The following is a 24,548-nucleotide window of genomic DNA, read 5'->3' as shown; positions in this document are numbered from 1 at the left end:
CAAGTTACAAAATACACAAACCAAATCTTGATAAAAATTAGTTAAATTATTAAAAATGAGTAACGTGTAAAATTATCGCTTAAGCGTAAAATGCCTTCTAATTGGCGCCCTATTTATAAACTCTATAACACACCAATAATCGTCTGTAGGTAAAAATCGCCCAGATATATTTCCGTCCCAACCTTGAGATGCATCAGCAAGAGTTTTAAGTAGTTTCCCATACCTATCATATATATGAATTTGCTTTACTTCATTCTTAGGATCAACTACCCTCCAGACATCATTAAACCCATCATTATTTGGTGTGAAAAAGTTTGGAACAATTATTTCTCGGTTTTCAGTTTTAAAACTAAATTCCTCACATCCCATAGCTTCTCCTGCTAAATTATACGGAGTAATACGAACATAAATATCTGTATCATCAGAAAAATCATTTAAAGGATTATAGCTATTTAGCATACCCACATCAAAATTGCTTTCTATATCAGATCCATTTCGGGTTGTTCCTATCGATATTCTATAACCATCGGCATTATCAATAAAATCCCAAGTTATATTGGTGTTAACTGGCACGTCAACAGCACCATTCGCTGGTAAAACTAATTCTGGGCATATTGGAATAACAGCCTCCGTAGTAAAGCGCTCTTCTTGACAAGACATTGCACTACCCCTAGTATTGTAAGGAACAACCGTAACATAAATATTCGTTTCGTCGGGAAAACCATTTAATGGATTATACATGGTAGTATTGCCAACATCTTCATTATTTATTATATCCGTACCGCCAGAAGAAGTTCCTATTGAAATGAAGTAGCCAGTTGCATTTCCAACCCCATTCCACGAAATTATTGCATCTAATGCTACGTTTGTAGCGCCGTTTATAGGAGATGTTAATCTCGTGCAAATAGGAGGTGTTATTTCTGTTGTAAAACTTTCTAAAGTACATCCAATGGCGTCTCCTGCAGCATTGTACGGTATAATTTCGACAAAAATTTGAGTGTTTTCTGGAAGATCAAAAGGTAAATCAAAAGTTACACTATTACCAACATCAACTGAATCATATAAATTGGTGTTGTCTCCTATATTTATTCTGTAGCCAGTAGCATTTGAAATCGCATTCCAAGTAAAATCCGTTGCTATAGCTACGTCTGTAGCACCATTTATTGGCGATATTAAAGTTGTACAAGTGGGAACTAACGTTTCCGTTCTAAAACTATCTTCTGCACATCCAGTAGCATTGCCTTCTGAATTATAAGGTATGATAGTTACAAAAATATCAGTGTCCGAAGGAAAATCTACATTAGGATTATAATTGGTGGAATTGCCAACATCTTCATTATTTATTATATCCGTACCACCAGAAGAAGTTCCTATTGAAATGAAGTAGCCAGTTGCATTTCCAACCCCATTCCACGAAATTATTGCATCTAATGCTACGTTTGTAGTGCCGTTTATGGGCGATGTTAATCTCGTGCAAATAGGAGGTGTTATTTCTGTTGTAAAACTTTCTAAAGTACATCCAATGGCGTCTCCTGCAGCATTGTACGGTATAATTTCGACAAAAATTTGAGTGTTTTCTGGAAGATCAAAAGGTAAATCAAAAGTTACACTATTACCAACATCAACTGAATCATATAAATTGGTGTTGTCTCCTATATTTATTCTGTAGCCAGTAGTATTTGAAATCGCATTCCAAGTAAAATCCGTTGCTACAGCTACGTCTGTAGCACCATTTATTGGCGATATTAAAGTTGTACAAGTGGGAACTAACGTTTCCGTTCTAAAACGTCCCTCGGTACACCCAACAGCATTTCCTGCTGCATTGTATGGTGTTATGGTAATAAAGATATCTTGATTTGATGCAAAATCAGCAGTTGGATTATAGGTAGTAACATTCCCCACATCCTCTGCATTGGCTATGTCCGTACCGCCAGAAGTTGTTCCTATAGATACCAAATAGCCCGTAGCGCTTCCAACGGCATTCCACGTAATATCACTGTCTACTGCTACATTGGTTGCTCCATTAAGCGGTGCGGACAGTGTGGTGCAATTAGGCAACAAACTTTCTACTACAAAACTTTCTTCAACACAGCCTGTGGCATTCCCAGAACCATCATAAGGCACAACAGTAAGATAAATAGTTGCTCCCTGGGGAAAATCAGAAGTTGGAGTGTACAATGTTACATTCCCCACATCTTCATTGTTGGCAATATCTGTTCCGCCAGAAGTAGTACCTATAGAAATAGAATAGCCAGTAGCTCTCGAACTTACATCCCAAGAAATACGTGCATCAACTGCCACATCAATTGCTCCATTTAACGGTGCATTTAGTGCAGTACAGGAAATAGGGGTAACATCAGTTCCCGTAGTAAATGTTTCTTCATTACAACTCAATGCAATACCGTTAGCAAAATATGGCGTAATGGTAATATATATTTGTGCATTTGCTGGTAAATTGGCAGGTAGTGCATAACTATTTACATCCTCAACCAAAACATTATTTAAAACATCTGTTGCCCCAGGTGTAGTTCCTGCATTTACATAATAGCCGCATGCGCCTGCATTAGTGGTCCATGTTAACACTTCATTTAAAGCTACATCAGTAGCCCCATTTATTGGAGAAGTTAAGGTGACACAACTTTCTACAGGACTATTAACATTTAATGTGATATCATTTCGTCTTAATAAAAGATTTTTGCCATTGGTTCCAGGTGGGTCTGCATTTTCAAAAGGGATCAAACCACTTCTAATTTCGCAATGATATACACCTGCATCGCAACTATCAATATTATCTAAAACTAAATTTGGTGCATCTGGCGCACCAAGAATTGCCACACCATCCTTAAACCATACATAATGATTTTGAGTACCTCTAACCGTTGTTGTTAAGGTTATATCATCTCCTGCATTTCTATTGAAATTTTCAATATTGTTCACTCGTGCTTGGGGCGCGTATAAATAATCTCGAATCACAACATCTGGAGATGGACCAATAGACATGGTTGTTGTTAAATCTACCAAACCTAAATGCTGATTTTCAAAATCTCCAAAATGAAATCTGTTTTCGTTAATGTATAATTGAAAGCGGCGTGTTTGAATTGTAGGATTATAAAGCCCATAAAAATCTGGAACAGCACCTGTTAGTAGGTTATTATTAGCGATAAGGCTTCCTCCCAACCTACCACGATTGAATAGAACGGTATAAAATTGATTTAGAATATCATTACCCGGAAATAGATTGAAAGATATATCTAAAGACCAAAGATTTATATTTTGACTTATATCTAAAGATTCAACTTGATTGTTGGATATATTAATACTAGACAAATCTATATTTTGAGTAAGGTCTAACCCTATACCCGTAAACAAATTAAAACTAATATTTATTATGCGCAAAGCTATATTCTGAGTAACATCCAAATTTGGTATTTGATTATGGCTTAGGTTCAAGTACTGTAGACTGACGTTTTGTGTTAAATCTATTGAAGGCAATTGATTATAATTTGCATTCAAGCGGTATAAAAGCGGATTTTGGGTAACGTCAAGATTGGTTAAATTGTTGCTATCCACCCTTAATTCCCTTAAGATTGCATTCTGTGTTACATCAAGGGCGTTCATGTCGTTTCTTGATAAATCAATATTTTCCAGTACCAGATTCTGGGTAACATCAACAACAAGCGGTGTATCTCGGTTTGAAGTAATATCCAAGTCTTCTAGATTTGGCAGCACCGAAAAATCTAAAGGATTTTGAATATCGTGTAAAATGATGAAGATATCAGTTAGTGTAGTTGAATTAGGGAGCAGCAAATTTTCAACATAGGTGCCCCAAAAATAAATACTTTCCAGATTTATATAGTTGGATATATCAATAGTTGGAATATCTATACTGCTTATGCGCAGGTTTTGTAAGCTAGTAAAAACATTAGGCAACGTAATATCTACATTTCCTCGCCAACCACCAATTCTTAAGTTTTGCAATCCACTTAACAAAGAAAGATCGAACGTAGAATCCGACAGATACCTAACATCAATATCGGTAAATGTAGGGGTTACTGGAAAAATTATGTCGTTTACGTTATCTAAAAAATCCCCTGTAAATGAGACCAAATTCAAATTTTGAGATAAATCGATGGTAGTTATTGGTGGCGCTCCACCCGGAAAATCACCGTGAATAAAAACATTTTCCAGTAACACGTTTTGACTAAAATCTATATTTGTCAATCCTGTATTTTCATCAGATGTAAAATCGGTTAGCGCAGAGAGTGCTGTTGGCGATACATCAACAACAGGGTTTCTTCCTAAATTTAATTCAGTAACATTTAAAAAAGCATTTATCCCTGTAATATCAATTATATCAGTTCTTCCCAGGTTTAATATAGTTACAGCCTGTGCATCAACATCTAAAATATTTCCTGTAATTCCATTGGTATCAATACCTTGATCTACAAGTTCTTGTTCAAAATTTACATCTGGGATAGGAGTAGTTTGTGCAGAAAGGCAGATAATACCGCAAAATGAAACTACTAAAGCGTAAATTAACTTCATTCTAAATTTAATAATTCGGGACGCTCAATATTACGAAAGATGTTTTAAATTAACCAATTAAACGACAAATATTAACAAATGTTAATTTAAGCCATAACTTGTAACGCTCATAAGTTATACAAAAGGAATGTCGTTTTACTGCGGATTCTTAACTTTAGTGGATGCAAGCATCAAAAACAACAAAAAACCTCCCGTGAGATAACCAACGTTGCCATAGTTGCCAAGTGCTGTATAACAGTAGCTAAATAAACTTGGGGCAATAGCACTTGCGATCACTAAAAAACTCATTGCCTTTCCTGTAATTGCACCCAAATGCTTTCTACCAAAATACCTTGGCCATGTTACAGCGTTAACCACCGCAAACAATCCACCATATACACCTAAACCTAAAACTAAAGCATATACACCAATATTATAACTCAAGAAATACAAGCCTACGGACACTAAAATACCAGAAAAAAACATGATGTATAAATATATTTTATGCTGTACGTAATCACTTAAAACATTGCCTAAGGTTGAAATAATCACAGCAATTACTGAAATTGGCAAAAACACCGCTATAGCTTGAGTTCTAGAATAGTCTTGACTTTCGAAAATTGAAATGACATGAAAGGTAAAACCCGTAACGAAAAAGCTATTGAAAGCCAATGCAAGGGCAATCATCCAAAATGCACGAGTTTGTTTAGCTTCTTTTAAAGTGAAGTGTTTTTCAATATTATTTTTATTTGAAACTTTACGCTTTTTAGACACTCCATCTGGGATAAAACCAAAGTCTTCTGGATTATTTCTATAAAACTGAATGATACAAATACTAAAGATAAAAAGACAGACAGCCAATATTTGCCACGACACCTCCCAACCATGACCATCAATAAGATAGTTTATAAATAGTGGTGCGCTTGAAAAACCTAATGAGACTGTAATACTACTGATAGCATTTATTTTACCTCTGTTTTTATCAAACCACATCATAATCATATTGCGGGATGACATGGTGAGTACACCTTGGCCAAAAAATCGTATTAAAAAAAACAAAAAGGTGATGAGGACAAAAGGGATAATCCAAGAGTCGTTATCGAAGAGGCTTTTTATACTCAGGCTAATCGCAGCAGACTGTGAACACAGCAATAACGAAACCCCTAAAAAGAATGCCGAAAAAAAAGCCACGTAGCGCGCCCCAAACCTATCAAATAGCACCCCTGCCCTAGCCACAAAAAAAGCACTTAAAAGCGTTCCAAACATATAGGCATTACTAAACTGGTTTCGGGAAAGCCCCAACGCGTCTTTAACAGGATCAGTAAATAAAGACACACCTACGGTTTGTCCTGGAATGCTGGCCAATACACCTATGCTACCAAAGAACAGAACTACATAACCATAAAAAAATGGTGCTTTTTTAGGGTTAATAACGGAGAATCTATTTGGGTTTTTCACAGGTTCTTTTCTTTTATTCTGAAAGAATGTTGCGAATTTCCTCAATGCAGTCCTCTTGAGACTTTACTTTAGTATGAAGTGCCACACCACCATTACCGTAAGGCCCATAGATAGCTTGATTGTCTCTTGAAAACAGACCTATTGTTGGCGTTAAAGCAGCACTTGCCAAATGCATCACGCCATTATCTGCGGCTACAAAAATTGAAGTATTAGCAATAATACCTCCCATTTCACGAATATCTTTGCTGTAAACATTGGGCGCTTTAAAATTTATTTTTGAAATGTTTTCAATGGGCAACATTTCTATAATGTTATATGTTTCAGCAAAGTTTTCTTTTAATTTTGAATAAAATGATTCCCACCATTCTTCAGAATAGCATTTATTTCCTGTGGCATTGGTGTAAATACAAATAGTAGGTTTTTCATTATTATTTAATTTATCTAAAATCTGTTTACCAACATCAAGCTCTTCTTTTGACAGCTTTAAGTTTAACACCGGAAGTGCATTATTATTCTCGGGGTATCCTAATTTTGAAAGATAGCGTCTCAGATTGTAAACTGGGTATTTAGAAATATGTAAATAGTCGTTATATGAATTTTGAATGTCCTCATGCACGTCGCCAAAAACCTTTAGTGGTGCTTTTGCTAAATTAGTCAGCAATCTGCCTGAAGAAGAGTCTTTATCACCGTTTATTACCAAGTCGTATTTTTTTCTTTTGATTGAACCCCAGCACATAGCGTACTTAAATAAATTACTAAAGGGCTTTCTTGGTAACTGGTAAATTTTATCAATGGAACTATAATTTTCAAAAACGGCAAAGGCCACCCCTCCTTTTGCAAACAAATCTATCTTACTATCTGGGAAGGTGTTTTCCACCTCTTGTACCAAGGGCGTGGTAAGTAACTGATTGCCCAACCGATGATTTGGCCTAATAATCAGTATCTTTTTTATTTGAATATGTTTTGCCTCCTCAGGCGAAGGCTCTGAATAAGAACTCCCCACACCTTTGGTAATAGCGCCCATGATCATGCGACGCTTTTGGTTAATCCAACCTTTAAAACCCATTACATATTTTTAAGTTCGCTGACTAATTCCGTAAGTGCCGCTTTAGCATCACCAAACAACATTGATGTTTTAGAATTAAAAAACAATTCGTTTTGAATACCTGCATAACCTGCATTCATACTACGTTTGTTAACCACAATATGCTTAGCGTTTTCCACGTCTAAGATAGGCATTCCGTAAATAGGACTGGAAGGATCATTATGTGCTGCTGGATTCACTACATCATTTGCGCCCACTACCAAAACAACGTCAGTATTTGTAAATTGTGGGTTAATATCTTCCATTTCTACCAACAAATCATAATCTACATTAGATTCAGCCAATAAAACATTCATATGCCCAGGCATTCTTCCTGCCACTGGATGTACAGCATATTTTACATTAACGCCTTTTCCAGTTAATATCTCCTCTAGCTCATGAATAACATGTTGTGCCTGTGCCACGGCCAATCCATAGCCTGGAACAATGATGACATTAGTAGCATAATTCATCATTATCGCAGCGTCACTAGCGGTTGTCTTTTTAATAGTGCCTTGAGTTTTGCTTCCGCTCTCAACGGCATCTTCACCTCCAAAGGCACCAAATATTACAGAAGCCAATGTTCTATTCATCGCTTTGCACATGGCCACTGTTAGTATTATTCCAGCAGACCCTACCAAAATACCACCAACAAGCATCACCATATTATCGTATAAAATTCCTGTAATAGCTGCTGCTATACCCGTAAGGGAGTTTAACAATGAAATTACAACAGGCATATCTGCCCCACCAATTGGCAAAACAAATAGGATACCATAAACCAAGCCGCCAGCTAAAACACCGTAAGTGTATAAAGAACTATGATTACCCGAAGCAATCATGAATACAGCTAAAGCAATAATGCCTAAAAAGAAAATATTATTTACAATATTATACTGTGGAATTTTTACAACACTTTTTAGAGAACCATTAAGTTTTCCCCAAGCTATTAAACTCCCAGAAAAGGTAACGGCACCAATAATAATACCCGAAACTATAGTAATAGCTTGAAGCGAATCTTCAACATTTTTACTAAACTCTACCAAACCAATCAATGCTGCACTTGCACCACCAAAACCATTAAATAAGGATACAAGTTCTGGCATTTTCGTCATCTCCACTTTTATCGCAATTAAATATCCTATAATAGAGCCTAAAGCTATGGCTACACCAATAAGAATATAAATAATTGGAGCTACCTTTAAATCATGAATAAATATGGTTCCTAAAATAGCAAGCACCATCCCCACAGCGGCTATCATATTACCACTTTTGGCTGTATCCGGATGTCCAAGCCGTTTTAAACCTACAACAAACGTTACCGTCGCTATTAAATAAATTACGCTTAATAAAACACTCATTACTTTCTCCTTTTAAACATTTGTAACATTCTGTTGGTAACGGCAAAACCACCAACAACGTTTATTATTCCAAGCACAACAGCTATAAAACCTAAGGTTAATGCCAAATAATTCTCAGGATCAGAATGTAGCATCACTAGAATAGCTCCCACAATTACAACACCACTTAATGCATTAGCTCCAGACATTAATGGTGTATGCAACACTGCAGGAATACTTTTTATAACTTCAACTCCAACAAAAATGGCTAAAATAAGTATATAAACAATCTGTAGATTATCGCTAATAAATTGAATGAATTCGTTCATAATTTTATCTGTTTCGGATGGCTCCGTTTTTTACAATTAGAGTATCATTTGTTATTTCTTCATCTAAATCCCACTTAAAATCTGCCTCCTGGGTTAAGTGCACAAGAAAATTGTAGATGTTTTTGGCAAACAGCTCACTAGCGTTTGTAGACACACTTTCTGGCGCAATAGTCGTCCCTATTATCTTTACACCATTTACCAGTACTTTTTCGTTTAGCTTACTTAATTCGCAATTACCACCTTGTGCAGCAGCCAAATCAATAATTACGGCACCATTTTTCATGTGCGCTACCTGCTCTTTTGTAATTAATGTAGGTGCCTTTCTTCCTGGGATATTAGCGGTTGTTATTACCAAATCGGCCTGAAACAAGGATTTATTTACAGCTTCTTTTTGTTTATTCATATAATCCTCTGAGGCTTCTTTCGCATACCCGCCTTCGGAGGTTTCGCCCTCATTATCTACAGAAATAAATTTTGCTCCTAGAGACTCTGCCTGTTCCTTAGTTTCACTTCTAATATCAGTGGCCTCAACCACTGCTCCTAGTCGTTTAGCAGTAGCTATAGCTTGTAATCCAGCAACACCTACACCAAATATTAACACTTTTGATGGGGTTATGGTTCCCGCAGCAGTCATCATCAACGGAAAAATCTTGGTCATTTCATAAGCACCTAAAATTACTGCTTTATAGCCCGCTAAGTTATTTTGTGAACTTAGTACATCCATATCTTGAGCCCTCGATATCCTCGGCATCGCATCCATAGAGAATGCTGTTGCACCTTTTTTAGCTATCGCTGCTATTAATTCTGGATTTGATTTGTGATATAACTGACTTATCAAAATATGCTTCTCATCAATTAATTTTAAATCCTCATCATCAAACGGATTAATCTTAACGAGTACATCGGCCTCTTTAAAAACAACACCTCGCTTTTCTATAGAAGCACCAGCTTCTTTGAAGTCTGAATCTTTATAAGAAGAGTTTGCCCCTGCTGATTCTTCAATAATCACCTCAAAGCCCTTTTCTATTAATTGTTTTGTAATATTAGGAGATAGTGAAACCCGGTTTTCGCCTTTCTGGGTTTCTTTTAGAATACCAATTTTCATTTTGGTGGTTAGTTTGTTTATAGTTTTTATAATTTATTAAATAAAATGAAACTATCTAATTATGAATCGAATTTCAAACGGAGTTACATTTGTTTTAACAAAAAATTAAGAAACAAATATAACCAAAAGGTGCTAGGATACATCTTGAAAAAAAACTTTTACGAATAGTTTAGAATTACCCATTTTACATTGAAAAGCTTTTAATAATTATGTAAAAACTGCTCATTTTAGATATTTTCAGAAAAGATTATAAAATAAAAATAGACGCGTTTAGAAACTATTATTTTATTTAGATTTTTGGTTTGTAAGTTACATTTAGTAGCAGTCCTGTAATAATTAAAGCTATTCCTAATAAACTCCAAAACGAATACACTTCGCTAAAGAGTGTCACACCTAACAATAATGTAAATATCACCTCTAAATATTTAAAAGGTGCAATTTGATTTGTTTTTACAATTTGAAATGCTTTCGTCATATACACTTGTCCAAAATATCCAAAACAACCTAAGCCAAATACCAGAAACCAATCCTTTCCTTGAGGCATTACCCAATTATTAATCGATAAAATACCACCAACAATTGTTGCTATTACCATAAAATAATTAACGATAACAACAGGATGTTCACTCTTCCCTATTTTGCTTATAACAACATAAACCAAACCGCTAAAAATCGCGGAAATAAAAATAAGTATTAAACCATAAGCACTTAGTGAGGTATCAAGCCCTTTTAAAACAATAACACCTGAAAACGCAATTGCAAAAAACAACCATTGGATAGGTTTAATGCGTTCTTTTAATAAAAAAACAGCAAAAATACCTGCAAATATAGGCGCCATATAGCGTAAAGAAACGGCTGTGCCAATTGGTAAATATTTTGTGGACATGAAGAACAGCGCCATAGAAGTAACGCCTACAATGCCTCTTAGCACCAGCAATCCTCGTTTTTTCCCTAATAGCGGTATCTTATTTTTAAATAGAAACGTAAACGTGAAAAACAGACAACTGAAGGCTCTAAAAAATACAATTTGAAAGGCACTCATGTTTTCTAGGTGCTTTACAATACCATTCATACACGCAAAAGATAGCGTGCTAATAATCATGAATGTTATCGCTTTTTTAAGCTCCAATAAATTGTGATAAAATATTATTCTTTAGGTGCATATCCATGAATTTCCTCAAAAACCTCGTCAAAGTTCACTCTTAGATAGGAATTTAGTTTTTTGCGGTAATCACCTCGAAGCCATTCCACAAAATTATGAGTACTCTTACTGATACATTTGGTATAGCGCTTAATCCTGAAATCTATATCATCGCCCAATTTTTTTGCTAAAGCAATGGCATCATAAACATCCTCACTATTCTCGATGCAAATCTTAGCATGCTGCGCTATAGAACGTTCTAGTACTACTTTTGTAGACTCTCCTGCTCTTACTGCATCTACATATGTTTTTTGAATATCAAAGTGCACCTCTTCAGAATTTCCAAATTCTGCCCGCAAGTCATCTGGCATTTCATACCTGAAATTACTTTCTAATTCCTCGTCACTCAATAAAGAATCCAAATAATAATTTGGCGATTTAAAAATACGCTGCCAATCCAAATTATCGCCCCAAGGCCCAAATCTGTGGAAATTATTCCCTAAATCGATAACTTGAAAAGTGTCTTTGTTTTCTAAAACACGAGAACCTCTACCAATCATTTGATAGTAAAGTGTTAAAGACTTAGTAGCACGATTCAATATGATACTTTCTACGGTAGGTTCATCAAAACCTGTGGTTAAAATACTTACCGATGTTAAAATGGCATCAGGTGTTTTTTTAAACCATTTTAATATCATGGCGCGCTCTTTTTTGGTATTGGTATTATCTAAATGCGCCACTGGATACCCTGCTCTTCTAAACGTATCGTAAACATGAAGTGATGTATTGATCCCATTGTTGAAAATCAAGGTCTTTTTCCCTTTTGAGCGTTCTTCATAAGCGCGTAACAATTTGGAAAGCATATTATCATCGGTATACAAATCCTCCGAAGATTTTACCGTGTAATCTCCATTCGCTCCAACAACCAAGCTGGTTAAACCAACGTTGTAGCTAAACATTTCTGCTCGCGCTAAAAACCCTCGTTTTATTAAAGATTCTATAGATTCTCCAACAATAAGTTCATCATAATTATCAGTCATAGGCAATTCCATACTACTACTTAACGGTGTAGCTGTAACACCAAGAACAAAGGATTGACTAAAGAATTTAAATAATTTGGTAAATGAGTTGTAATGTGCCTCATCAATAATTACCAAACCAATATCAGAAATATCTAATTTACCATCATTCAAGCGGTTATTTAAGGTTTCAACCATGGCAACGAAACAACTATATTCTGACTGATCGCTTAAATCTGCTTTACTGTCAACTACTTTATTTACCACACCAAATTCCGTAAGCATGTTAGAGGTTTGCTTGCACAATTCAATGCGATGCGTCATCACCAATACCTTTTTCTTTTTGGTGTTTAAATATTGACGCACAATTTCAGAGAAAATAACCGTTTTCCCACCTCCCGTGGGCAACTGATATAATAAATGATAATCTGACGGAGATTCTTCAAATGCCGTAAAAATCTTGTCTATGGCACCTTTTTGATAGCTGTATAACTCTTTTCCGGTTTTCCTTTCTAGCAGTTCAGTTTTCGAAATTGACATACGTGTAGTTTGGTAAAATGCAAAAGTAACACCTTTATTGGGTTTATTAAAGCGGTTTTTTTTAAAGTTATTCAACCAATTGTTGATAATAATTTCAGTCCTAAATGTTAAAAAAAATCAAAACTGAAAAAAAAGTGTAACAATTAAGCCTACTTTTATTCTAATGACGTATCACAAAGAATTATTGGTTAACTATTTAAAAACTTATTATTAGTAATGAAAACTTCTATTTTAAAATTAAGTGGTGCTCTTTTTTTATTTTTGGGTATGACAATTCAAGCAAATGCCCAAGATATTGAAGGGTCTTGGAAAGGCACGCTATCTGTTCAAGGTATGGAGATGCCTTTAATTTTCGATATTAAAACTGAGGAAGGGAACCTTTCTTCAACTATGGATAGCCCGTCTCAAGGCGCAACAGGCATCCCAATGGATGTAACAACATTTGTAGACAATACCTTAACCATTAAATTTAATCAGGCAGGTATAAAATACGTTGCTACGCTTAAAGACAATGCCTTAAATGGCACATTCCATCAAGGCGGTATGGAATTTCCTTTAAACTTGGAAAAGACAGAAAAGACACTTCCAGGAAATACAGATTTACCAACTTCTGATGACGACCTAAAAAAATTAGCTAATTGGAATCCTACCAATTATAAATATTCTGTGGCGGATTATTTTGCGAGACCAAAGGCCAGATCTTTCCAGTTTTCACCAAATGGAACATACCTATCTTATAGAGAAAAAGATGAGAATGCCAAAAACCACGTGTACGTAAAAAATACTGGAACTGATGAAGTAACGCGAGTTATTGAGGAAAAGGAAGAGCTAATAAGAGGTTATGGTTGGGCAAATGATAATAGATTAATTTACGTAATGGACAAAGGTGGAAATGAAGATTACCACTTGTTTGCAGTAGATATTGATGGCAATAACCAAAAGGAATTAACTCCTTTTGATGGGGTAAAAGTGAATATTCTAAATGGTTTAAAAGAAGATAAAAACCACATGATTATTTCTATGAACAAAAACAACCCTCAAATATTTGAACCCTATAAAATCAATATAGTAACAGGGGATTTAAAGCAACTGTATAAAAACGAGGACGCCGCTAATCCAATAAACGGTTATGAGTTTGATAAAAATGGAAATTTGAGAGGTTTTGCTAAACTTCGTGATGGTGTACATGTTGATATGTATTATACAGAAGATGGCGAAAATTATGACTTGAAAAAAGAATTAAGTTGGAAAGACACTTTTAGCATATCATCTTTCAACTATGCTACAGATTATCCTCATGATGCCTATGTAATTTCTAATCTAGAAAGTGATAAAGCACAAGTATATTTGTACGATCTGAAGGAAGATAAAGTTATTGAAAAGTTATTTTCAAATGACAATTATGATGTTTCTGGTTTAGGTTTATCAAGGAAAAGAGGCTATGAATTAGACTATTTTTACTACGAAGGGGAAAAGCAAATTATTGTGCCAGTTAGTAAATACTATAAAAAGCTGCATAAAAAAATTACAGATAAGTTCTCTGGCTACAACTATTCTATCACTGATGCTACGGATGACGAAAGTAAGTATCTTATTTTTATTCAAAGTGATAAGCTATACGGAACATACTATTCATATGATGCCAAAACTGAAGAATTCAAGTTACTTTATAATCTAATGCCAAATCTTGTTGAAAACGATATGGCAGAAATGCGCCCAATCACCTTCAAAAGTAGAGATGGAAAAACCATCCATGGTTATATTACATTGCCGGAAGCTGCTTTAAATGGCGAAAAAGTACCAGTTATTGTAAATGTACATGGTGGGCCACAAGGCATAAGGGATTCTTGGGGTTTTAACCCTGAAGCGCAATTGTTTGCTAGCCGCGGATATGCCACATTACAGGTAAACTTTAGAATATCTGGAGGGTATGGGAGAGCGTTTTTAGAATCTGGCTTTAAGCAAATTGGCAGAAAAGCAATGGATGATGTTGAAGATGGATTGCAATATGCAATTGATCAAGGTTGGGTTGATAAAGATAATGCTGCGATTTATGGCGGAAGCCATGGAGGTTATGCTGTATTACGCGGCCTAACCAAAACACCAGACTTATATGCTTGTGGTGTTGACTACGTTGGTGTGTCAAACTTATTTACCTTTATGGATAGCATGCCAGAATATTGGAAACCTTATTTAAAAATTGTAAAGGAAATTTGGTATGACCCAGATGTGCCTAAGGAAAAAGCCATTATGGAAGAGGTGTCTCCTGTAAACCATATTGATAAGATTAAAAAACCATTGTTTGTAGTACAAGGTGCGAACGACCCAAGAGTAAATATTAATGAATCAGATCAAATAGTATCTGCATTAAGAGCTAAAGGGGTTGATGTACCCTATATGGTGAAATACGATGAAGGTCATGGTTTTGCCAAAGAAGAAAACAGTATTGCACTTTATGAGGCAATGATGGGCTTTTATGCGAAGCACCTAAAACCAAAAATTAAGCAACCTATTAAAGGGTAATTTTAATAACTGATAGATACTAAAGCCATTTGTAATTCAAATGGCTTTTTTTATGCTGCAATAAGTGTTAAATTTGAATTCTTCAAAAAATATTGAAATATGCAAATCAACGATAAATCTGGTGCTACAGAATATTTAGCTTCTGTAAAACGATATGATACAATTACTTATAACAGAACTGGCAATAGCGGTGTGCTTTTACCAGCCATTTCTCTAGGTTTATGGCATAATTTTGGTTTTGTAGATAACGTACAAAACGCTAGAGAGGTGTTGAGATGTGCATTCGATTTAGGCATTACTCATTTTGATCTAGCAAATAATTATGGACCACCATACGGTTCTGCTGAAGAAAATTTTGGAACCATTCTTAAGAAAGATTTTAAATCTTACAGAGATGAACTTTTTATTGCCAGTAAAGCTGGTTTTGATATGTGGCCTGGGCCATATGGAAATTGGGGTTCGCGTAAGTATTTAATAGCAAGCTTAGACCAAAGCCTAAAACGTATGGGACTAGATTATGTAGATGTATTCTATCACCATAGACCAGACCCTGATACCCCACTGGAAGAAACCATGGGTGCTCTAACCGATATTGTACGTCAAGGAAAAGCCTTGTATGTGGCTATTTCAAATTATAACCCAGAAGACACACAAAAAGCAGCGGAACTTTTAAAGGCATCAAACACCCCTTTTATTTTACATCAAGCACGCTATTCTATGTTCGACCGCTGGATTGAAGATGGCCTCTTAGAAACATTAGAACATAATGGTGTAGGTTGTATCACCTTTTCCCCGTTGGCACAAGGCATGCTTACCGATAAGTATTTAAGCGGTATTCCTAAAGATTCCCGTGCAGCAAAAAACATGACCTATTTGAATTCTGAAACGGTTCAGAGTAATTTGAAGAAGATTAAGAAATTAAATGAGATTGCAGAAAATCGTGGACAAAAATTATCGCAAATGGCAATTGCTTGGATATTGAGACATAAACAGGTAGCTTCAGTTTTAATTGGTGCAAGTTCTACAAGTCAGTTAAAGGAAAACGTAAAAGCTTTGGATAATTTGAGTTTTACAAGTGAAGAACTAAAAATGATTGATGAGATTGTAAAGTAATCTACTTTATTCCTTTACAATAACAACAGTAACCTTTATACCAGCTTCAAGTGCCCAAACTTTGCTGGTAATTCTCTTATCATTCTCGTCCAAAATGCGATATTCAGCAGTATTAGGTCCAGAAGAACCTGTATTTATGGCTTGAAATACAACTTCATTAAAACCATCCTTTAAGTCTAATTTAAACCCACCAAAACCTTGGGTTAAATAAGCTCTAGGTTGTATGATATCGCCGTTTACATACACACGAAGCAAATCGCCATCAATGGCAGAATAATCCCTGTAAAGCACACGAATAGATTTTGAGGTAGTTTTATAATCACCCCAATAGGCATCTTTTTTTAAGCCAGCTGTTTCGCCATGACCTTCAGGTAATAAGTTTTTTTCGATCTTATCCAGTTTTTTAGTGTATAATTCTCCTGGGTTACCAAATTCCTCTTGCGGAAACATTGAAAACTCTTTTTTAGGTAATTCTAGTTTTCCTACTATTCTTGGAGACTTCACACCACTAAACTGGTCATTCTTATCCAACTTTTTAGGAGCAATTTTTTTACTATCCGTTGAATCTTTAGGGGCTTCTATAGCAGGAATTATAGCACCAGATTTTTTTCTAGAATCAATCTGAGCATCTACAGATGCTGTAAAAACAAAAACCAGTATGCACGTAACTATAAATCTCATTTGGGCTCAATTAGCTTTAATACAATGTAATACAGCTTAGAAATATGCTTCAAAGATATTTAATATCTCATTACATTGCCATATTACTTCACATTTTATAACTATTTAACAATAACTATACCTAAATAGTCTTTGCAATACCTCTTCCCTTTCATTTAACCTCAAAATCTGTTAAAATTTGTTAATTTATTACTTTGTTATACATAGTACTGTAACAAAAATAGTTCTGCATCGTCTATTCAGTATAATCAATTAAAAAACAAAAACATGAGAACTTTAAACAGTAACCAATTAACAGAAACTTTAAACAGTAGTAAGTCTAATGCATGGAACAGCAAAAGACGCTATAGATAGTAATATCTATAATTTCATCAATTCAATCATTAATCAAAAAACGAAAAAACATGAGAACTTTAAACACAAACCAAGTATCAGAAACCTTAAGTGGAACAAAAACTAACACATGGAACAGCAAGAGACGTTATAGATCATAATCGTCTCAGTTTTCCCACCATCAATCAAAAATCATGCGAACAGTAATCAATATATCAAAGCACATTAAAGGCATTACAGAAGAAAATTTACATTCAAACAAGCGAATTTTAAGTTTTCCTTCTGAACAAATCTCTTGGAAACGCCTACATCACAGCATGCGTTAAAAGCTTTTGAATTTTTATGGTATTGTTTTTGTGTCTTAAAAGAGCATTAACTAATACCACAAAAATCTTAAAATAAATGATAAAATTCGTTTCTATTTCATCTAGAGAAAATATAATTTATTTTAAGATTCTTATGGTATAAAACATAAAAATCATGAGACGAACATCATCATCGCCAGAAGTAAATGCGGGATCTATGGCAGATATCGCATTTTTATTATTAATCTTTTTCCTAGTAACTGCGGTAATCCCGAAAGATCAAGGTATAAATAGGAAGTTACCAAGACCGTGTCCTCCAGGTGAAGATTGTAATATCCCAATTCCAGAGAGAAATATTTTAAAGATCGCTATTAATTCAAAAAATGAAATAATGGTTGATGATGACATTGTTACGGTCTCTGAAGTTAAAGGCCTTACTAAGAACTTTATTGACAATAATGGAGACGGAAGCTGCACCTATTGTAACGGCGATAAATCAGAGACATTATCAGACAATCCATCAAAAGCGGTAATCTCTTTGCAATCTGACAGAAATGCCAATTACAAACGGTTTATCGAAGTTCAAGATGAACTCACACAAGCGTATTTCGAATTAAGAAAAACCTATTGTGAAAGTGTTTTAAAACGTCCGATAGATAAATTATCTAAAGAAGAATTACAGCAATTAAAAGACGCTTACCCTTTCATTCTGTCCGAAGCTGAAACCAGATAATTTATTCATCTATTGATACACCATAATCAATACAAACGCGCTTTCTGCCCCATTCTTTAGCGCGTTTTACATCCTCACCCATATAAACATCAATACGGTTTCTCCAGCGCGAGTGCATTTTATCCTTAACCAAGTAAATGCCTTCCAAACCTTCAATAATTACAGGTGTATTATGCTTTAAACCTAGTGCCAGCAAATCTCTAGACACCGCAATGTATTTTAATCCTGGTTGCAAGCTATCCCCAAATGCTGTGATACTTGGATTAGAATCTGTTTGATATGCCAATGAATTATATGCCGTAGCCGTTACCATTCTGGAATGCCAATTGTAGCCATCAGGAACAGTTTCAGCTCTATTTTTACAGCTAAATATCAATAAAGTGGCTAAAAAGTAAAAACGTTTCAAAATAACATATTTTATTTTTGGGCGCCTGCCTACCTGCGGTATTGCAGGCAGGTTACGCCTAACAGTTCAACAAACTCAGTACAAGTAGGTCTAGCCTGCCTACTGTTAGGCAGGCTTTCCGCTATATCTTTTTAAGGCGTCCTCCCAATTGCCAAGAGCGAGCGCCGTAATAATCTCCAAAATAACCAACCAAATTTAGTGCAGTATTTCCTTTTAGCCTAAAAAGAATGCCATTACTATCCCTAGCACGGGTTCCTAAATATCCTTAATATACAAAAATAGGTAAGAAAAGTATTGGTAAAATTGATAGATTTTAGTATTTTTATGCGAATAAGTATACGGCATAAAAACAATCAAAACTTCCGCATAGCCATCCAATTTGGAGGTATATAAAGAAGAAAGTTCCGTATATAAACAAGTTGTAACCAATTTGAGAAAAATCATAATCTGAAATAATTTTTAATGATAAATAAGAGAAAAACAGATATAACTTTTAAGATTTTGATTCAAGCACTTTATGGTCAAAATGATTACTATAGAGTGAAACATTCACAAACAGTTGCGAAAACAAAACGTTATTACTTGAAAATTCTTGAAACATTTTCATTAGCTATAAATGAAACGATTATTATTGCGGACAAAACTCATATGGAATTATTGAATTCTATAATTCTTCAAGGAAAGGAAAGATTGAAAGCTTTGAAAACATTTGATTCAGTTGACAATTCTTTTATAACTACCCAAACGGAATTAATATTTCAATTAATTGGAAATAACCCAACAAGAAATTTCGAGAAAAATGTACCAAATCGAAAAGATAAATGGAAACTAAATGGACATAGACAAATTCAATATACTCAAACTAATGAGCAAAAACTGAATCAGATTTATAATTTAGTTCAATCAAAATATCGTGATAGATTCCCGAACTTTATTGATGATTTCTTTCACAAAATTTATATGGATGAATGTCAAAGTGACTTTCGGAATCTAATGGATTGGATAAAAATAAATCATTCAGATATCTATTTTGATATTATATAAAAACTGGTTACAACAATGTGTATAATTCATTGCTAGTAAAGGCTTACTTACGAAAATTCCGCTGGAATTTTCTATCTGTGATTATTTGCTAACTTTAGTGCTTAAACACGCAACGAAATCATACACTAGACCGTTGTTAGCCACAAGCATCAAAAAAACACGTGTAAAATAACAAATAAAAATACGTGTTTTGATTTTATTTTTTATCTTTGCTATAAATTAGAAAAAGAATGAACACAAAATTGACTTTAACGATTCAGCAAGATATAATAGAAAGGGCTAAGAAATACGCTAAGGATAAGAATCGTAGTTTGTCTGATATCATCGAAAATTATTTGAAACATCTAACAAATAGGGATTCAAATATTGAAAGCGAATTAAACCCAATGGTAGAATCTCTAAAAGGAGCATTTAAAATGCCTAAAAACTTTGATTACAAAAAGGAACTTGGAAAACGATTAGAAGAAAAGTATTTGTAATGGACAGAGTACTTTTTGATACAGACGTTTTATTAGATTTCTTCTTTGACAGAGTTCCTTTTTCAAACTATATCGCCAAAGTATTAAATCTATGCAAAGAAAAAAAGATTGAAGGATTTACAACACCTGTGATAATAGCTAATACCTATTATTTATTGAGAAAGACTGCTAAACACGAAGTCGTTATTGATAAATTAAATCAACTTTTAAATATAATTGACGTGACGGAAATGAATAAAAATGTAGTGCTAAAATCATTAAATTCAACCTTTAGAGATTTCGAAGACGCATTACAGAATTTTTCAGCAGTCGAAAATGGAAATATCAAGGTAATTCTCACTCGAAATGTAAAAGATTTTAAACATAGTGAATTGGCAATTTTAACACCCGAATCTTATTTAAAAGGGAAAAATGCCAGTGGCTAACATTGTATAAAAATAATAGCGGTTTAATCGCTAAAACGAGATGAAATTTATAAATGAAACGACAGTAACAAACCGAAAAGTAAGTACATAAAATCCGCTACTATTCTTATACGAGACCGTTGTGCATAATGCTGAAAAAAATCCGAAATCATAAAATGTTACCTTTGTATTTAGAATTATTTGCTTTTTTATGATTGGAACTACAAAAAAAATATCTGCGCACGGAATTTTAGCTTTAAAAGAGGCATTATCTGTAATTTATTGGAAAAAAGAAAACTTAAGAGATTTTGTAAAATTGACACTCAATAATTCCGCTATTGTCGGAACAATTGATTGGACAGCAACTAAAAGAGAAAGTGTCAAAGAACTTGTCGAAAGAATGACAAGCAGAACTGATTTATATCGTGATGATTTAATGAATTTACTACTCGCTGTGACTGATTTTAATGACTTTTCGCATTTAGATTTTTGGGACGATGATGGTTCAAAGAAAAAGAAAGCAAAATCAGCAGTTGAGAAATTAAGAAAACATACAAAAGGTTACATTCAAATAACTCAAGAACAAGAGGAATCAAGAAAAAGAAAATTAGAAGTTGAGAAACGTATAGCTAAATCTAAATCTCTTGACGAAGAATTAAATTCCTTAAAGCAAAGATTTACAACTATCTCAATGATTAAGGACAAACAGAAAAGAGGATTTGAATTAGAACCTTTTTTAAACGATTTGTTTCTTTTGTATGATTTAGACCCAAAAGGTTCATTTAAAAATTATGGCGAACAAATAGATGGAGCATTTACATTTGACAATACTGACTATTTACTTGAAGCTAAATGGAAGCAACAAGTGAATAGAAGCGATTTAGCTACATTTACTTACAAAGTCGAAAGCAAGTTAAAAATAGCAATGGGTCTTGTAATTACAATGGACGGATTAACACCACAAGCAATTTCTTCTGACTTCAAGTCAATAATAATTATGGATGGTTCTGATATTATGGCAATTCTAGAGGGACGTGTGAAATTACCTGACTTGCTTTATCGGAAAAGAAGAAAAGCAAATGAAACTGGAAATATTTATGTTCGGTTTTTTGAAATGTAAGTTTGGGCTAGCTTACGAAAAGCACTATGCACAACAACGTGTATAATTCATTGCTAGTTATAGCTTATTTACGAAAGTCCTCGCGGACTTTCTATCTGTGATTTATTTGCTAAATTTAGTGCTTAAACACGCAACGAAATCATACACAAAACCGTTGTAACACATTATGAGAAAAACACTGATATTATTAATAATTGTTCTGACTTCAAATTTAATTGAAGCACAGTTTGTAAAAGAAAAATTGATAAATGCTCAAATTGGATATGGACTAAGTGCACCGAATAATAGTGTTGATGAAATCGTGGACAGTGGATTTTTTGCACAAGGAGAATTAGTACTGAAAGTAGCTTCTTGGTTCGACTTAAGACCTTATGCAGGTTTCATTTTGACAAGCTCAAATGGAAAAGACCTAAATGATAACCCTACCGATGAAAAAGCAGAATCAAAAGCCTTTTTGCTTGGTGGAAAAGCAAGAGTTCGTGCACCAATTCCTTGGGTAGCACCTTACGTTGAAATTGGAATAGGAACTTCAATTGGAAAATTTGAAACAGTGACTGCTTTCGACGATATTGACAAAAGTGGAATTATTTATCATATACCTTTTTCACTTGGACTGGAATTAGGAAAAAATAATAATGTTGATTTAGCTTTTACTTATTATGTTCAGCCATCTGTTGAACAGTATGTTGGAGCATTTGCAGTTGGACTAACATTTCCGCTGAATAATAAATAACGTGTTACAACAATGTATAAAAATAATCGCTCAATTTTGGGCTTAACCAAAGGTCGTTGCAAGTTTACTACGTCTGATTTTCCTGCGGAAAATCCTCGCACGTAAACCCGCAACTATTCTTATACGTAAACGTTGGCAACAAGCTAAAAAAAATGAGTGACGACAAGAAAAAATACGAAATTGATATTTTTAAATCAGTCAAATCGAGTGCAATAAATGAATTGACACCTGAACTTCTGGAAACTGGTTTGGACTTACTAATTGAATCAGAAGCTCTTAAAGATATTCCTGTTTTCGGAATTGGATTCAAAGGTTATAGTATATATAAGAAAATTACAGAATCCTTTTTTACAAAAAAACTGCTCAAATTTCTATTTGAACTAAAAGACATTCCTCAAGCTAAAAGGGAAAAATTTATTTCGGAATTGGAATCGAAAAACGAAACCGAAAAAGCTGGAGAAAAATTGCTTATAACTCTGAACAGGTTAAATGATGTTGATAAAGCAACAATAATCGGTAGACTATTAAAGAAAACTATTTTAGGTAAATTAACTTTTGACAATTTTAAAAGATTGACTTATATGATTGATAATAGTTATTTGGAAGATTTGGAATTATTAAAAAACAATGAGTATTTGAGAAACATAAACGATGACATCAAATCTACCTTACATCAAGTTGGTTTATTAAATCAGTCAATTAAAGATAATAGAGAACACGAGGAATATAAATTTAAGCAAACTGGAAGCCGAGAAATAATTCCTGCAACATTTGAGTACAAACTGAACTCTTATGGCAGAATTTTAATTGAAAATGGATTTGACTAAAAGTAGAATAAGACAAACAGCTGAACAAAGCCTGTTGCCAACACCGTATAAAATTAATTGCTGGTTTTAGCTTATTTACGAAAGTCCTCGCGGACTTTCTATCTGTGATTTATTTGCTAACTTTAGTACTTAAAACACGCAACTAATCTTATACAACAACGTTGTAAAACATATACAACCGACCGCGAAAACAAATGAAAGTTTACGGAAAATGTAAAAAATGTAAAACTGAAATCGGATATTCGACAAGTGCGAATACGAGAGTTGAATTTGCAATGCAAGATGGAGAAAACAAAACTCTGAATTGCAAAAATTGCGGAATACAAACGGAATTTCACGTTGACGAATTATACACAAAAGAATCAAAAATTGCTCAAATTGGAGCGGGACTGATTTTTTTAATCGGAACACCATTAATGTTCTTTTTTGTGAATCCAATATTTTCTGGAAGCCGAAATCATTATGTGATTTATGTTGTAGGCGGATTTTTACTCGTGCCTGTTATTACGTACGGAATTATAAAAAAGCAAGACCAAACAAGAGTGAGTTCATTTAATCGGAGTAAACTTAAAGGTCGAATTCATAACATCGGATGAAAAAAATACGTTTTACAACAATGTATAACCGCAATTACGGCGGATTCGACTACGTCCGAATCCACTCGGAATTGCTAACGTCAGTGCTAAACCGAAAAATTAATGCATATTAACCCGTAACTGACGGTTATACGAAACCGTTAGGCAACATTTAAACAGAACGCATATGTCAATGACCCAAACTGCTTTTTTAAAGAAAGCTGATTTACCAACCAAAGCGGAAATAGAGCAAACTATTCGCGGATATGGATATGACTTTGAAATTCTAGATGATTTTGAAAATTTTTATGGAATTGACGGAATTAAATGCAGAATAAACGGACAGAAAACCTTTTTCGAAACCTACTTCAATAATCCGAATGAAATAACAGCGGATTCTGAATTTATATTAAAAGATTTGACTGACCAAGACACTGTGGTTTCATTTATTTGGGGAGCTGACTTCGCAGCTGGAGCATCAATCGGACTTATTTCTGTTGCGTTGATTGACAAAAGTAATGCTCTAATCTATTATTTAGATGATGAAATCGCTTACTCGAAAGAAATGTTATTAGCTGATACACCTGAATTTATAAAAGAACTGGAAAAACAAAAAAAGTTCGAGGAACAAAATCGGAATAGCAAACCGCAGATTCAACCGAAGAAAAAAGGGTTTTTTGACGGAATTAAGAAACTATTTAAATAAAAAACGTTGCCTAACAAAGTGTAAAA

General features: G+C 34.2%; 22 protein-coding genes. 12 read left to right on the top strand and 10 right to left on the bottom strand.

Annotation, left to right across the window (positions count from 1 at the left end):
- Positions 1-72 precede the first annotated feature (72 nt).
- The 8 genes from AC1B0Z_RS02075 to AC1B0Z_RS02040 all read right to left on the bottom strand — a co-directional run bounded on the left by AC1B0Z_RS02075 (position 73) and on the right by AC1B0Z_RS02040 (position 12,540).
- The gene (locus tag AC1B0Z_RS02075; protein WP_483793889.1) at positions 73-4,545 is read right to left on the bottom strand and encodes a T9SS type B sorting domain-containing protein; all 4,473 of its coding nucleotides are present in this window, start codon (positions 4,543-4,545) and stop codon (positions 73-75) included.
- Positions 4,546-4,680: 135 nt separating this feature from the next.
- Positions 4,681-5,982 (bottom strand): MFS transporter, encoded by a 1,302-nt coding sequence (locus tag AC1B0Z_RS02070; protein ID WP_483793888.1) that lies wholly within the window; start codon positions 5,980-5,982, stop codon positions 4,681-4,683.
- A gap of 13 nt (positions 5,983-5,995) precedes the next feature.
- Positions 5,996-7,048: a glycosyltransferase family 9 protein gene (locus AC1B0Z_RS02065; RefSeq protein ID WP_483793887.1), complete on the bottom strand. Its 1,053-nt coding sequence runs from the start codon at positions 7,046-7,048 to the stop codon at positions 5,996-5,998.
- Positions 7,048-8,427 carry an NAD(P)(+) transhydrogenase (Re/Si-specific) subunit beta gene (locus tag AC1B0Z_RS02060; protein WP_483793886.1) on the bottom strand — a complete coding sequence of 460 codons (1,380 nt, stop codon included), beginning with the start codon at positions 8,425-8,427 and terminating at the stop codon, positions 7,048-7,050. The genes AC1B0Z_RS02065 and AC1B0Z_RS02060 overlap by 1 nt, the downstream gene beginning before the upstream one ends.
- Positions 8,427-8,735, bottom strand: coding sequence for an NAD(P) transhydrogenase subunit alpha part 2 (locus AC1B0Z_RS02055; protein ID WP_483793885.1), 309 nt, complete (start codon positions 8,733-8,735; stop codon positions 8,427-8,429). The genes AC1B0Z_RS02060 and AC1B0Z_RS02055 overlap by 1 nt, the downstream gene beginning before the upstream one ends.
- Positions 8,736-8,739: 4 nt before the next feature.
- On the bottom strand, positions 8,740-9,840 hold the full coding sequence (locus AC1B0Z_RS02050; RefSeq protein WP_483793884.1) for a Re/Si-specific NAD(P)(+) transhydrogenase subunit alpha: 1,101 nt from the start codon (positions 9,838-9,840) through the stop codon (positions 8,740-8,742).
- Positions 9,841-10,129: 289 nt separating this feature from the next.
- Positions 10,130-10,969 (bottom strand): DMT family transporter, encoded by an 840-nt coding sequence (locus tag AC1B0Z_RS02045; RefSeq protein WP_483793883.1) that lies wholly within the window; start codon positions 10,967-10,969, stop codon positions 10,130-10,132.
- 17 nt (positions 10,970-10,986) lie between these two features.
- A complete protein-coding gene (locus AC1B0Z_RS02040; protein WP_483793882.1) occupies positions 10,987-12,540 on the bottom strand; it encodes a DEAD/DEAH box helicase in 1,554 nt (517 codons plus the stop codon).
- A gap of 216 nt (positions 12,541-12,756) precedes the next feature.
- On the opposite strand from AC1B0Z_RS02040, the gene AC1B0Z_RS02035 reads away from it, so the two are divergent.
- Both AC1B0Z_RS02035 and mgrA read left to right on the top strand, forming a co-directional pair.
- Positions 12,757-15,063 carry a S9 family peptidase gene (locus AC1B0Z_RS02035; RefSeq protein WP_483793881.1) on the top strand — a complete coding sequence of 769 codons (2,307 nt, stop codon included), beginning with the start codon at positions 12,757-12,759 and terminating at the stop codon, positions 15,061-15,063.
- Positions 15,064-15,162: 99 nt separating this feature from the next.
- Positions 15,163-16,176, top strand: a complete 1,014-nt coding sequence (gene mgrA, locus AC1B0Z_RS02030; RefSeq protein ID WP_483793880.1) for an L-glyceraldehyde 3-phosphate reductase — start codon at positions 15,163-15,165, stop codon at positions 16,174-16,176.
- 6 nt (positions 16,177-16,182) lie between these two features.
- On the opposite strand, the gene AC1B0Z_RS02025 is transcribed toward mgrA, so the two are convergent.
- Positions 16,183-16,857, bottom strand: a complete 675-nt coding sequence (locus tag AC1B0Z_RS02025) for a hypothetical protein (RefSeq protein ID WP_483793879.1) — start codon at positions 16,855-16,857, stop codon at positions 16,183-16,185.
- Positions 16,858-17,384: 527 nt separating this feature from the next.
- On the opposite strand from AC1B0Z_RS02025, the gene AC1B0Z_RS02020 reads away from it, so the two are divergent.
- Both AC1B0Z_RS02020 and AC1B0Z_RS02015 read left to right on the top strand, forming a co-directional pair.
- A complete protein-coding gene (locus AC1B0Z_RS02020; protein WP_483793878.1) occupies positions 17,385-17,516 on the top strand; it encodes a hypothetical protein in 132 nt (43 codons plus the stop codon).
- Positions 17,517-17,670: 154 nt separating this feature from the next.
- Positions 17,671-18,228, top strand: a complete 558-nt coding sequence (locus AC1B0Z_RS02015; protein ID WP_483793877.1) for an ExbD/TolR family protein — start codon at positions 17,671-17,673, stop codon at positions 18,226-18,228.
- 1 nt (position 18,229) lies between these two features.
- On the opposite strand, the gene AC1B0Z_RS02010 is transcribed toward AC1B0Z_RS02015, so the two are convergent.
- Positions 18,230-18,634, bottom strand: coding sequence for a 3D domain-containing protein (locus AC1B0Z_RS02010; protein ID WP_483793876.1), 405 nt, complete (start codon positions 18,632-18,634; stop codon positions 18,230-18,232).
- A gap of 462 nt (positions 18,635-19,096) precedes the next feature.
- Here AC1B0Z_RS02010 and AC1B0Z_RS02005 point away from each other — a divergent pair, with 462 nt between their 5' ends.
- From AC1B0Z_RS02005 to AC1B0Z_RS01970, 8 genes are all read left to right on the top strand, one after another.
- A complete protein-coding gene (locus tag AC1B0Z_RS02005) occupies positions 19,097-19,678 on the top strand; it encodes a hypothetical protein (RefSeq protein WP_483793875.1) in 582 nt (193 codons plus the stop codon).
- A 230-nt stretch (positions 19,679-19,908) separates the two neighbouring features.
- Positions 19,909-20,157, top strand: a complete 249-nt coding sequence (locus AC1B0Z_RS02000; protein WP_483793874.1) for a DUF6364 family protein — start codon at positions 19,909-19,911, stop codon at positions 20,155-20,157.
- Entirely contained in the window at positions 20,157-20,582 is a 426-nt protein-coding gene (locus AC1B0Z_RS01995; RefSeq protein WP_483793873.1) for a type II toxin-antitoxin system VapC family toxin, read from the top strand. The genes AC1B0Z_RS02000 and AC1B0Z_RS01995 overlap by 1 nt, the downstream gene beginning before the upstream one ends.
- 190 nt (positions 20,583-20,772) lie before the next feature.
- Positions 20,773-21,681 carry a hypothetical protein gene (locus AC1B0Z_RS01990; protein WP_483793872.1) on the top strand — a complete coding sequence of 303 codons (909 nt, stop codon included), beginning with the start codon at positions 20,773-20,775 and terminating at the stop codon, positions 21,679-21,681.
- Positions 21,682-21,847: 166 nt separating this feature from the next.
- Positions 21,848-22,414: a hypothetical protein gene (locus AC1B0Z_RS01985; protein ID WP_483793871.1), complete on the top strand. Its 567-nt coding sequence runs from the start codon at positions 21,848-21,850 to the stop codon at positions 22,412-22,414.
- Between the two features lie 152 nt (positions 22,415-22,566).
- The gene (locus AC1B0Z_RS01980; protein ID WP_483793870.1) at positions 22,567-23,241 is read left to right on the top strand and encodes a hypothetical protein; all 675 of its coding nucleotides are present in this window, start codon (positions 22,567-22,569) and stop codon (positions 23,239-23,241) included.
- 194 nt (positions 23,242-23,435) lie between these two features.
- Entirely contained in the window at positions 23,436-23,837 is a 402-nt protein-coding gene (locus AC1B0Z_RS01975) for a hypothetical protein (RefSeq protein WP_483793869.1), read from the top strand.
- A gap of 166 nt (positions 23,838-24,003) precedes the next feature.
- Positions 24,004-24,522 (top strand): hypothetical protein, encoded by a 519-nt coding sequence (locus AC1B0Z_RS01970; RefSeq protein WP_483793868.1) that lies wholly within the window; start codon positions 24,004-24,006, stop codon positions 24,520-24,522.
- The last annotated feature ends 26 nt before the right edge of the window (positions 24,523-24,548 follow it).

It is taken from the genome of Hyunsoonleella sp. J2K-J805 (assembly GCF_057167125.1).
This window is presented reverse-complemented; position numbering and strand designations above follow the sequence as displayed.